Annotated in this window: 2 tRNA genes and 2 rRNA genes; all 4 read left to right on the top strand. The window is 44.2% G+C overall.

Features of this window, described 5'->3' with window-relative positions:
• Nucleotides 1-87 (top strand): 16S ribosomal RNA (locus tag ACST15_RS12490); the annotation flags it as partial.
• 129 nt (nt 88-216) lie between these two features.
• Nucleotides 217-293, top strand: a tRNA-Ile gene (locus ACST15_RS12485).
• Nucleotides 294-498: 205 nt separating this feature from the next.
• Nucleotides 499-575: transfer RNA gene (locus ACST15_RS12480), tRNA-Ala, on the top strand.
• A 173-nt stretch (nt 576-748) separates the two neighbouring features.
• Nucleotides 749-925, top strand: a 23S ribosomal RNA gene (locus ACST15_RS12475); the annotation flags it as partial.

The following is a 925-nucleotide window of genomic DNA, read 5'->3' as shown; positions in this document are numbered from 1 at the left end:
AAACCGCCAGTTAGGGTAGAACAGGTAATTGGGGCTAAGTCGTAACAAGGTAGCCGTACCGGAAGGTGTGGCTGGAACACCTCCTTTCTGGAGAAGCTATTTAACTTAAGTATATAAGGTTTCTTATATGCTTCCCGAGTACTTTTATCACACGCCTAAAGGAAAATCTAGCAAGATAGGTTTTCAAGATATTAATAGAGAAAGAGAAGAATAAGCGGGCTTGTAGCTCAGGTGGTTAGAGCGCTACACTGATAATGTAGAGGTCCGTGGTTCGAGTCCACGCAGGCCCACCAACAAGTAAGGTTGGGGCAAGCTGGAGATGAAAGCCAATAACGGGGGATTAGCTCAAAAAGCTAGGAACCTACCCTACATTAGAGGGCACAACGAACTGGCCGTCCGCGTTGAATCCGTCTTCTCCACTCGAAGAAATTAAGCGTACCGCATTAGACAAACGAGTCTAATGAATGAAGAGATTAACATTAAAACCCAATTAAAATTGGGGGATTAGCTCAGCTGGCTAGAGCACCTGCCTTGCACGCAGGGGGTCAACGGTTCGAATCCGTTATTCTCCACCAATTAATTATCCTCCCTCCTACTTCAACGGAAGTAGAACATAAGGGAAACGATGTAGACCAAATGAATTTATTCATGGAAGTTTACACAAGGTTCTTTGACATATTGTGAGAATAAAGTAAAGAGTAAGAGCAAAAATAGATAGCGATTGCCTTCGGGCATGAAGATATTAGAGAGTAAGTGAAATAAGGGCGTATGGGGGATGCCTAGGCTCTTGGAGGCGATGAAGGACGTGTTAAGCTGCGATAAGCTTCGGGGAGGTGCACAAGACCCTTAATCCGAAGATTTCCGAATGGGGCAACCCACTAGATTGAAGATCTAGTATTCTATTTAAATAGAAGGCAAACCTGCT

The sequence above is a fragment of the Aquirufa sp. Wall-65K1 genome, assembly GCF_054558475.1.
The sequence above is the reverse complement of the archived record's forward strand: the minus strand, read 5'-3'. Positions and strand labels throughout refer to the sequence as shown.